Below are 10529 nucleotides of genomic sequence, written 5' to 3' on the forward strand. Positions count from 1 at the left end.
GTCTACATCATCCGCAGTCGCAGCCCCCCCAGCCCTTGGCCTTCGAAGTCTGCCCGATGCCCGGGTTGAAGGTGTTGCTCGGGTCCAACTGTCGGTAGAACCCAGCCAGCGCCGGCTTGGCCGGGTACAGGTGACCGACGTTGTGCTCGGCCGGATACTCGGCCCCGCGCCGGTCGAGCAGTGCCCACATCGCGTGCTCGATCGCCATCGGATCTTCGCCCTTGCGTGCGATGTAGTCCTGGTGGAACACGTGGCACAGGAAGTGGCCGTAGTAAAGTTTGTGCAGCAGGCGACTTTCGATGGCGGCGGGCAGCTGCTCGAACCAGTCTGCGTCGTCGCGACGCAATGCGATGTCGAGCGCGACGATGTCCTGCACCTGTTGGCGATGCACCTCGCGATAGCGCACTGCAGCACCGGCCACGGCAAAACGATGCAGGAAGGCCTTGCGCCCTTCTTCGGCCGTGCAGTGGAAATAGCCGCCTTCGTGCTCGGCGAAGAATTGCTGCAACCAGGCCTCGGTCTCCGCTGCATCCTGTGCGGAGACCTTCAGCAGCAGATGATGCTCGTAACGCTGCCGGAACTCGCCCATGCGCTGGGGCAGGTGCGAGGGCAACAGGCCGGTCAGCACCTGCATTACCCGGTCGGTCGCGCCGCGCAGGCCCAGCCGCTCGAACCAGCCGTCAACCCTGCTCTTCAGTGCGAATGCCGCGGGCACCCGTGCGGTCCCGAGCCGGTCGATCAGCAGGAATGTGTCCTTTCCATAGCGCTCGCCGATATCGTAGGCGTCTCGGTGGATGTACTCACCGGCGATCGGCAGCCGATCGAAGCCGGTCAGCAGTTGGCGGCGGATGGCGGTGAAACTCCCGGTACGGTTGCTGCCGATGTAGAAGACCTCGGCGGGCTCCTTCTCAAACGTATCCAGGCGCACCGCGAACACCGCCAGTTTGCCGGCTGAACCCGCCGCTTCGTAGTGACGACTGGGATCGGCATTGAAGCGCGCCGGTGTATCGGCATCGACCCTGCGCACCTCGTCGGCGTAGCGCGGGTCGGACGCGGAACGGCCGTCGCCGTCGCTGACATCGGCGGCATCGTAGTCACCGGCCTGCAAGCGCTGCAGGATCTGCTCGGGCGTATCGCCCAGCGCGATGCCCAGGTGGTTGACCAGCTGCAACCGGCCCTGCGCATCAACCTGCGCATATAGCGCCAGCTCGGTATAGGCGGGGCCACGCCGCACCAGCGCACCGCCGGAGTTGTTGCAGATGCCGCCCAGCACCGAGGCGCCGATGCAGGACGAGCCGATCACCGAATGCGGCTCGCGCCCCAGCGGCGCCAGCGTCTGCTCCAGCCGGTCCAGGGTGGCGCCCGGCAGACACACCACCTGGCGGCCCTCGTTCAACAACTGGATGCCGGTCAAGCGCAGGGTGCTGACCAGCACGACCGGGCGCCCATAATCATTGCCATCCGGGGTCGAGCCGCCGGTCAGGCCGGTATTGGCGGCCTGCAGGATGATCGCTGCCCCACCCTGCACCGCCGCCTGCAGCACACGCCACAATTCCAGCAACGTGCCCGGACGCACCACGGCCAGCACCGCGCCGTCGCCGAAGCGATAGCCCCGGCGGAAGCGGCGGGTCGCCTTGTCGCGGGTCAGCACATGGCGGCTGCCGACAGCAGCACGCAGCTGCGACAGCATGGCCCCGTGGCCAGTCATGGCAGCCGCACCAGTGAATCTCGGCCGATGTCGGTAATGCGGTGTGCGCCGGTCAGCGTCATTGCCACGCGCATCTCCCTGGCGATCAGGTCCAGCAGGTTGGCCACGCCGGCCTCACCCTGCGCCGCGAGCGCATAGACGAAGGCCCGCCCCAGCAGCACGGTGTCAGCGCCCAGCGCCAGCATGCGCACCACGTCCAGTCCGGTGCGGATGCCGGAATCGGCGAGGATCTTCAGGTCGCCCTGTACCGCGTCAGCGATGGCCGGCAGCGCGCGTGCGGTGGACAGCACACCATCGAGCTGGCGCCCCCCGTGATTGGAGACCACGATGCCGTCGGCACCGAATGCAACCGCGTCGCGTGCGTCTTCCGGGTCGAGGATGCCCTTGATCACCATCGGTCCCTTCCAGAACTCGCGGATCCACTCCAGGTCCTTCCACGAAATGGATGGATCGAAGTTGCTGCCCAGCCAGCCGATGTAGTCCTCCAGCCCGGTGGGGTTGCCGCGATAGGTGGAGATGTTGCCAAGATCGTGCGGACGTCCGAACAGACCCACGTCCCAGGCCCAGCGCGGATGGGTGATGGCCTGGCCGATGCGGCGCAGCGGAGCATTCGGACCGCTCATGCCGGAGTGCGCGTCTCGATAGCGCGCACCCGGTACCGGCATGTCCACGGTGAATACCAGCGTCGTAACGCCCGCCGCCTGGGCGCGCTCCAGGGCGTTGCGCATGAAGCCGCGATCGCGCAGCACGTACAGCTGGAACCACATCGCCCGCTGGATCGCCGGGGCCACTTCCTCGATCGGGCACACCGACACGGTGGACAGGGTGAACGGAATGCCGCGGCTGTCAGCTGCCCGCGCCGCCTGCACTTCACCGCGGCGTGCATACATGCCGGTGAGGCCGACCGGCGCCAGTGCCACCGGCATCGCAAGCGTCTCGCCGAACAGCTCGGTCTCCAGGCTCAGGTCGGACATGTTGCGCAGGATGCGCTGGCGCAGTGCGATGTCGGACAGATCCGAAACGTTGCGCTTCAGCGTGTGCTCGGCATAGGCGCCGCCATCGATGTAGTGGAACAGGAACGGCGGCAGCCGGCGTTTGGCTGCGGCGCGGTAATCGGTGGAGGCGGAGATGATCATGGGGTCAACCGTGTGGGGAAGGCAGGCGCGAGGCCCGCGCGCGCCGGGCTTCGTTGTCGTCGAGCGTGCGCAGCGTGGTGTGCACGAACTCGAGGTGGGCATGCGCGGCGGCGCGCGCGCGCTCCGGATCACCGGCCAGCACCGCATCCATCATCTCGCGGTGCTGGTCGGACAACGGCGAGAAGGTCCTCGCCGAGGTATAGAGTTTCTCGCGGCTCTGCGAGATGTTGGTCTGCAGCAGATCGAACAGGCCACGCATCACCTGCAGCAGCACGAGGTTGTGCGACGCTTCGGCGATGGACAGGTGGAAGGCCGCATCGGCCTCCGCCTCGCCTGAAGGATCATCCTTGCCATGCGCATCCATCATGGTCTGGAAGGCCTGGGCGATGCGCGCCCGATCCTCGTCGGTGGCACGCAGCGCTGCATGCCAGGCCGTCGCGCCTTCCAGCGCGTGACGGATCTCCAGCACGTCGAAGCGGTATTCCGGGTCGCCCTGGAACAACGGCAGGTACGGAGCCAGGGGTTCATCCAGCGCCTGCCGCGCGCGCGTGGCCGGCTCCGCCACGTAGGTGCCGCCGCCCACGCGTGCGCTCAGCAGGCCCTGGCTGGACAACTGCGCGATGGCCTCGCGCAGCGCCGTGCGCGAGACACCCAGCTGCACCGCCAGCGCGCGCTCGGCCGGAAGCCGGTCACCCGGCTGCAGCTGCCGCTCCTGCACCAGACCACGCAGCTGCGCGGCCACCTTGTCTGAAATCCGTTGCGTGCTCATGGCGCCATTGTGGCCCGAAGCGCCTGGCAGGTGCGGCCCATGCTGCGCGGATAGGTCGTCGGCTGCATGGCTCAGGGAATCATCCAGGTCAGCCAGTACGCCTGCGCGGTGGTGATCAGGCCGACCATCACGGTGAAGATCAGACTGTGCTTGACAGTGAAGCGGAACAGGTCCGATTCCTTGCCGGCCAGGCCGACCGCGGCGCAGGCGATGGCAATCGACTGCGGCGAGATCATCTTGCCGGTGACGCCGCCGGTGGTGTTGGCCGCCACCAGCAGCACCTCGGACACGCCGATCTGCTGCGCAGTGGTGGCCTGCAAGGCCGAAAACAGCGCGTTGGAGGACGTGTCCGAGCCGGTCAGGAACACGCCCAGCCAGCCCAGGAACGGCGAGAAGAAGGTGAATGCCTTGCCGGTGTGGGCCAGCGCCAGCGCCAGCGTGGCCGACAGGCCCGAATAGTTGGCGATGAAGGCGAAGGCCAGCACCATGCCGATCGAATAGATCGGTGTGCGCAGCTCGCGCACGGTCTCGCCGAAGGTCTGCAGCGCCGCCTTGGCCGGCATGCGCAGGGCGAGGATGGCAATCACTGCGGCGAGGATGATCGACGTGCCGGTGGCCGAGAACGCGTCGAATTTATAGACCGCCTCGTAGCTCAACGGCGCAGGCACGATCGGTGGCATCTTCTGCACCATCTGGTCCAGGCCCGGCACCGGGATCTTCAGCACCCAGCTTTCCAGCGGGCCACCCGCCGCGAACAGCGACTTGAACGGCTTGATGCTCCACAGCGTGACCATCGCGGTAAGGATCAGGAACGGCGACCAGGCCTTGGCGATCTGGCCAACGCTGTAGCGCGGCGCTTCCAGCGCCTGGGCGGCCGCCTCGGCGCTGGTTTCGGTATCGAAGCGGAAGATCCGTACCGGCTTCCAGCGGCGCAGGAACAGGGTCAGGCACACCAGCGACGCCAGCGACGCGGTGATGTCCGGCAGCTCCGGCCCGATGAAGTTGGAGGTCAGGTACTGGGCAATGGCGAACGACCCGCCGGCCACCAGCACCGCCGGCCAGGTTTCCCTGACGCCACGCCAGCCATCCATGATCGCCATGATCCAGAACAGCACGATGATGGTCAGGAACGGCAGCTGGCGACCGGCCATCTGGCCGATCTCGAAGGCATCCAGGCCGGTGACCTGTCCCGCCACGATGATCGGAATGCCCATCGCACCGAATGCCACCGGCGCGGTATTGACGATCAGGCACAGGCCCGCTGCATACAGCGGCTTGAAGCCCAGCCCGACCAGCAGCGCTGCGGTGATCGCCACCGGCGCGCCAAACCCCGCCGCGCCTTCCAGGAAGGCACCGAAGGCGAAGCCGACCATCAGCATCTGCAGGCGCTGGTCTTCGGTCACCGACAGGATCGAAGCGCGGATGATGTCGAACTGCCCGGTCTTGACCGAGACCTTGTACAGGAACACCGCGCCGATGATGATCCAGGCGATCGGCCACAGCCCGTAGACGAAACCGAAGCCGGCCGCTCCCAACGCCTGGGTCAGCGGCATGCGGTAGAACAGCAGGGCCACGGCCAGTGCGATGGCCACGGTGATCGTGCCGGCCAGCCAGCCTTTCATGCGCAGCACGGCCAGGGCAACGAAGAAGAACGCGATCGGCAGCAACGCGATCAGGCTGGACAACCACAGGTTGCCGGCGGGGTCGTACAGGTGTTGCCAGGGCTGCATGGAGGCTCTCGACGGGGGGCGGAATGTTTCCCCACCGCATGCGATGGGACGCCGTGGTCACGATTATTGGTATTACCAATAATCAGATTCATCGGACCACTTGAAGCCGATTGAACCGCCATTTCGACGAAGAGCCCATTAGACCATAGAGTTACCGGACATATTGGTATTACCAATAAAGCGCCGCATGACAGAAGCTCGAACGTGCTGCCCCGCTAGAGCCTGTCCGCCAACCGTCGCATCACCGCCAGCACCAGCAGGCACAGCACGCTCACACCAAGGGCAATGACGTACTTGCCGATGCCCACCGCAATCCCGATGGCGGCGGCCATCACCAGCGAACTGGCCGTGGTCAGCCCGCTGACCTGGTCCTCGCGGCTGCCACGCAGGATGGTGCCTGCGGCAACGAAGCCGACGCAGGCCACCACCGCTTCGATCAGGCGCACCGGGTCGACCTGCAGCAGGTCGCGGTAGCGCTCCTGCTGGAAATGCTCGGCCACGGAATCGCCGAGCCCCACGATGAGCGCTGCGGCGCCGGCAATCATCATGTGCGTGCGCAGGCCCGCCGCATGCTTGCCCATCTCGCGCTCGATACCGAGCACGCCACCGAACAGCATCGCGGCGGCCACGCGCAGCAGGATCGATACATCCTGGTTGAGTTCCATCGACGTCTCCGGGAGTTTCCCGGAGCGTTGCGCGTCAGCCGTCGGATCGCGGTGAAGGCCGCACCACGGCCCGTTCACCCGGTAGCGCCGGGCCATGCCCGGCACCACCGTCCCTGCGGTCACCGCATCACTGCGCCAGATAACCGCCATCGATCGCGTAATAGGTGCCGGTCGCGAACGAGGCATCATCGCTGGCCAGCCAGGCCACCAGCGCCGCCACTTCCTCGGCCTTGCCCAGGCGCTTCAACGCGTGGCGGTCTTCCAGCGTGGCGCGCACCTTCGGATCCATCTTCTCCAGCAGCGGCGTGGCGATGAAGCCCGGCCCCACCGCATTGACACGGATGCCATCGGCGGCATGCTCCCACGCTGCAGTCTGCGTCAGGCCGACCACACCATGCTTGGCTGCCACGTACGCGGTCGAACCGGCATAGCCCACCTGGCCCAGGATCGAGGCCATGTTGATGATGCTCCCGCCCTTCCCGGCCGCGCGCATGGCCTGGATCTGCGCACGCTGGCACAGGAATACACTGGTCAGATTCACATCGACCACCCGCTTCCAGCCATCGACGGGATAGTCGCCGCTGCTCGCCGCCGGACCGCTGATGCCGGCGTTGTTGACCGCGACGTGCACCCCGCCCAGCTCCTTCACTGTGCGCTGCACCGCCGCCTCCACGGCAGCCTCATCCGTGACATCCAGGGCGATGCCGATGGCGCGGCTGCCACGCCGGGCCAGCGCTTCCACGGTGGCGTCCACCGCGTCCTGCTTCAGGTCCCACACTGACACCGCAGCACCGGACGCTGCCAGCAGTTCGGCCACGGCCAGGCCGATACCGGAAACGCCACCGGTCACGATCGCCGTCTTGCCGCCGAGCTGATAGTCGATCATCTGTGTTCTCCATCTATCGGGAATCGATGTGGACACGCGTCCACCCGCGACCCACGGTACGCCCCGCCGTGTTACGGCCGCGCCACTTCCAGGCGCTGCAACGAACCTTCCCATCGCTGCAACGCGTTCGACCGTATGCTCGACCTCACCCTCCCCTGCTGTGGAAACTCCAATGAATCCCGCTGACGCCCTGCTGTTCACGCCCACTCACCTGGGTGACATCGCTGCCGCGAACCGCATCGCCATGGCACCGCTGACGCGCAACCGCGCCCTGCCCGACCGCGTCCCTTCTCCGCTGGCGATCACCTATTACCGCCAACGTGCCAGTGCCGGCCTGATCATTGCAGAAGCCACCCAGATCAGCCCTCTGGGCCAGGGCTACCTTGATACGCCGGGTATCTACAGCGCCGACCAGGTCGCTGCGTGGAAATCCATCACCGACGCGGTACACGCCGAAGGTGGCCGCATCGTGCTGCAGCTGTGGCATGTGGGTCGCATCTCCCACACCAGCCTGCTGCCGGAAGGCGAAGTGCCGGTGGCACCCAGCGCCCTCCGCGCCAACGGCAAGACCTTCACCGCCAATGGATTCGAGGATGTCTCCGCGCCGCGCGCATTGGCGCTGGAGGAGATCCCGCAACTCATCGAGGATTACCGCGTCGCCGCGCGCAATGCCATTGCCGCAGGCTTCGATGGCGTCGAGGTACATGCAGCCAACGGCTACCTGATCGACCAGTTCCTGCGCGATGGCAGCAACCATCGGGACGATGCCTACGGTGGAAGCATCGAGAACCGTACGCGGCTGCTGTTCGAGGTGGTCAGCGCGGTCGCCGAAGCAATCGGCGCCGGCCGCACCGGCGTGCGCCTGTCACCGGTCACGCCGGTCAATGATGCCCATGACAGCAACCCGCAACCGCTGTTCAACCGTGCAGTGGAGCGCCTGGACACGATCGACGGACTGGCCTTCATCCATGTCATCGAAGGTGCAACCGGTGGCGATCGGGACAACATCCCGTTCGACTACCCTGCGCTGCGCGCACGCTTCCGTGGTGCCTGGATCGCCAACAACGGATACGACGCTGAGCGTGCCGGGCAGGCCCTTGCCAGCGGCTATGCCGACATGATCGCGTTTGGTCGGCCCTTCATTGCCAACCCGGATCTGGTCGCGCGACTGCGCAGCGGTGCGCCGTTGGCCGAGCTCGACCCGGCCACGTTGTATGGCGGTGGCGAACACGGCTACATCGACTACCCGGCACTGGATGCCTGACGACGGCTGCATGTCCGGTCCACCGCGACCGGGCATGGCCCGGCGTTGCCCATGGAAGGTGGCGCCGGGCCAGGCCCGGCGTTGCCCATGGAAGGTGGCGCCGGGCCAGGCCCGGCGTTGCCCGCCCCGTTTCAGTACACCGGCAGATCGATGTAGCTGGCCTGCGCCGCGCTGTGCCAGACCCGCTGCGTGGCCTTCTGGTAGTCGCCCGGCTTGGCCAGGTAGATGTTCGGCACATAGGTCTGCGGGTTGCGGTCATACAGCGGGAACAGACTCGACTGCACCTGCACCATGACCCGGTGCCCCTTCTGGAAGGTGTGGTTGGCGTTGGGCAGGTCGAAGCGGTAGGGCAGCACCTGGTTCGCCGCCAGCGGCTTCGGATCGCTGAAGCTTTCGCGGTAGCGGCCACGGAAGATCGCCAGTGACACCGGCAGCTCATAGCCGCCCATCTCCGGCGCCGAGGCCTCCTGGTCCGGATACACATCGATCAGCTTCACCACCCAGTCGCTGTCGGTGCCGCTGGTGGACGCCTGCAGGTGCACTACCGGCGCGCCGCCGATGCGCAGTGGCGCGGCCAGCGGTTCGGTGATGAAGGTCAGCACGTCAGGTCGCCATCGACGAAGCGCTGATCCTTGACCAGCCAGGTCGTCCACATGTCGCGGTCACCGAAGCGCACCGGGCGCGGTACGAACGGCACCGGCTTGGCCGGGTCGGACACGTATTCCTCGAAGTCGCCCTCGCCCGCCGCCGGCGCCTGGAACGCCAGCTTGCCGCCGGCACGCAGATAAAGCGGTTTGCTGCTGGCGGCGCACCCCTGGTCGCAGCTGCGCGGCCAGCCCTTCAGGCGATCCCAGTGGTTTTCACCGGTGTTGTAGATCAGCACCGGCGGTGTGTCCGCCTTCGGCGCGCCGTCCACCAGGTACTGGTCGAAGAACGGCTTGAGCACATCGCGGCGGAACTGCAGCGCGGTATCGCCGTCGAACTTCAGCGCGCCCAGTTCGCTGGCGCTGTAGTTCACCTGGCTGTGCCGCCATGGCCCCATCACCAGATAGTTGCGGTCGTTGCCGCTATCGCGCCCTTCCATCGCCTGGTAGGCGTGGTTGGCACCCCACATGTCCTCCTGGTCCCACAGGCCCTGCAACCACAGGGTCGGCACCTTCAACGGCGTCTTGGCCATCACCGCATCCAGCGCCTGGCCCTGCCAGAAGGCGTCATACGCCGGGTGCTCGACCAGCTTCTTCCACCAGGTCAGCTGGTCCACGCCGGTGAAACGGGCGTAGTCGCCAGCCGAACCGATGCGCAGGAACGTGCTGTAGTCGTCATAGCCCAGGCTCGGCAGCGGCGTGCCCTTGCCGCGCTTCTCGGTCTGCATCGCGAAGTAGTTGAAGTTGACCTGGCGGAAGGCACCGTAGTTGAGCCAGTCGTCGCCCATCCAGCCATCGACCATCGGGCTCTGTGGTGCCGCCACCTTCAACGCCGGATGCGGATCGGTCAACGCCATCACCACGGTGAAACCTTCATAGGACGAGCCCAGCATGCCGACCTTGCCGTTGCTCTCGGGCACGTGCTTCACCAGCCAGTCGATGGTGTCCCAGGCGTCGGTGGAGTGATCCACCTTGGTGTTGTTCAACGGCCCGCGCAGCGGCCGGGTCATCACGTAATCGCCTTCGGAGCCGTACTTGCCACGGATGTCCTGGAATACGCGGATGTAACCGCTGTCGACGAACACCTCGTCGCCCTGTGGCAGCAGGTCGCGCATGCGCGGCGAGTCACTGCGGTTGGCGCGGCCGGCAGCATCGTAGGGCGTGCGGGTCAGCAGGATCGGCGCGTTACGGGCGCCCTTGGGTACCACGATCACCGTATACAGCCTGGTGCCATCACGCATCGGCACCATCACCACGCGCTTGTCGTAGTCGCGCCCCACATCCGGGGCAACGAAAGGCTTGCCGCTGATGTCCGGGGTCATCGGCGGAGTATCGGCAGCCAGCACGCTGCTGGACAGGCAAAGGGCGATGGCTACTGCAACGGCACGCACACGCATGGACAACCCCTTCCGGCGGGAAAGTTCCAAGCCTACTCCTGCCCTGCCCTGTGAAGTGTGTTACGGCTTTGCATTCTGGGGCGGATGCGGGCAGGACTGATGGCACATGTGCCTCCGCTGCCGCTGCGCTCGCCGGGCATGGCCCGGCGCTACCGTATTCCTCGGCCCATCGCTGCGCTCGCCGGGCAGGGCCCGGCGCGACCGTAGTCCTCGGCCCATCGCTGCGCTCGCCGGGCATGGCCCGGTGCTACCGCATTCCTCTGCCCATCGTTGCTCCGCCGGGCATGGCCTGGCGCTAGCGCTCGTGCGGGTCATGGGGTAGCGCCGGGC

Annotated in this window: 7 protein-coding genes and 1 pseudogene; 1 reads left to right on the plus strand and 7 read right to left on the minus strand. The window is 66.6% G+C overall.

The annotated features are described in order from the left end of the window. Positions 1 to 7 precede the first annotated feature (7 nt). From dld to ABE543_RS17970, 6 genes are all read right to left on the minus strand, one after another. A complete protein-coding gene (dld, locus tag ABE543_RS17945) occupies positions 8 to 1708 on the minus strand; it encodes a D-lactate dehydrogenase (RefSeq protein ID WP_346475973.1) in 1701 nt (566 codons plus the stop codon). Then, the gene (gene lldD / locus ABE543_RS17950) at positions 1705 to 2844 is read right to left on the minus strand and encodes an FMN-dependent L-lactate dehydrogenase LldD (protein WP_346475974.1); all 1140 of its coding nucleotides are present in this window, start codon (positions 2842 to 2844) and stop codon (positions 1705 to 1707) included. Before lldD ends, dld begins: the two co-directional genes overlap by 4 nt. A 4-nt stretch (positions 2845 to 2848) precedes the next feature. Further along, complete coding sequence (lldR, locus tag ABE543_RS17955) at positions 2849 to 3613, minus strand: transcriptional regulator LldR (protein WP_053517636.1); 765 nt, start codon at positions 3611 to 3613, stop codon at positions 2849 to 2851. A 71-nt stretch (positions 3614 to 3684) separates the two neighbouring features. Further along, entirely contained in the window at positions 3685 to 5343 is a 1659-nt protein-coding gene (gene lldP / locus ABE543_RS17960) for an L-lactate permease (protein ID WP_346475975.1), read from the minus strand. Positions 5344 to 5558: 215 nt separating this feature from the next. Further along, positions 5559 to 6008: an MgtC/SapB family protein gene (locus ABE543_RS17965; RefSeq protein ID WP_053517640.1), complete on the minus strand. Its 450-nt coding sequence runs from the start codon at positions 6006 to 6008 to the stop codon at positions 5559 to 5561. 127 nt (positions 6009 to 6135) lie between these two features. Next, positions 6136 to 6894, minus strand: a complete 759-nt coding sequence (locus tag ABE543_RS17970) for an SDR family NAD(P)-dependent oxidoreductase (protein WP_053517641.1) — start codon at positions 6892 to 6894, stop codon at positions 6136 to 6138. 172 nt (positions 6895 to 7066) lie between these two features. Here ABE543_RS17970 and ABE543_RS17975 point away from each other — a divergent pair, with 172 nt between their 5' ends. Next, complete coding sequence (locus ABE543_RS17975) at positions 7067 to 8158, plus strand: alkene reductase (protein WP_346475976.1); 1092 nt, start codon at positions 7067 to 7069, stop codon at positions 8156 to 8158. Positions 8159 to 8289: 131 nt separating this feature from the next. On the opposite strand, the pseudogene ABE543_RS17980 reads toward ABE543_RS17975, so the two are convergent. Beyond that, positions 8290 to 10199, minus strand: a pseudogene (locus ABE543_RS17980) (CocE/NonD family hydrolase). Between the last annotated feature and the right edge of the window lie 330 nt (positions 10200 to 10529).

It is taken from the genome of Stenotrophomonas sp. TWI169, assembly GCF_039674705.1.
GTDB classification, from domain to species: domain Bacteria; phylum Pseudomonadota; class Gammaproteobacteria; order Xanthomonadales; family Xanthomonadaceae; genus Stenotrophomonas; species Stenotrophomonas maltophilia_P.

Bases quoted from the DNA above. Each gene is read 5' to 3' on its own strand.
- lldR (WP_053517636.1), bottom strand. From the start codon at position 3,613: ATGAGCACGCAACGGATTTCAGACAAGGTGGCCGCGCAGCTGCGTGGT.
- ABE543_RS17965 (WP_053517640.1), bottom strand. From the start codon at position 6,008: ATGGAACTCAACCAGGATGTATCGATCCTGCTGCGCGTGGCCGCCGCG.
- ABE543_RS17970 (WP_053517641.1), bottom strand. From the start codon at position 6,894: ATGATCGACTATCAGCTCGGCGGCAAGACGGCGATCGTGACCGGTGGC.
- lldP (WP_346475975.1), bottom strand. From the start codon at position 5,343: ATGCAGCCCTGGCAACACCTGTACGACCCCGCCGGCAACCTGTGGTTG.
- ABE543_RS17975 (WP_346475976.1), top strand. From the start codon at position 7,067: ATGAATCCCGCTGACGCCCTGCTGTTCACGCCCACTCACCTGGGTGAC.
- dld (WP_346475973.1), bottom strand. From the start codon at position 1,708: ATGACTGGCCACGGGGCCATGCTGTCGCAGCTGCGTGCTGCTGTCGGC.
- lldD (WP_346475974.1), bottom strand. From the start codon at position 2,844: ATGATCATCTCCGCCTCCACCGATTACCGCGCCGCAGCCAAACGCCGG.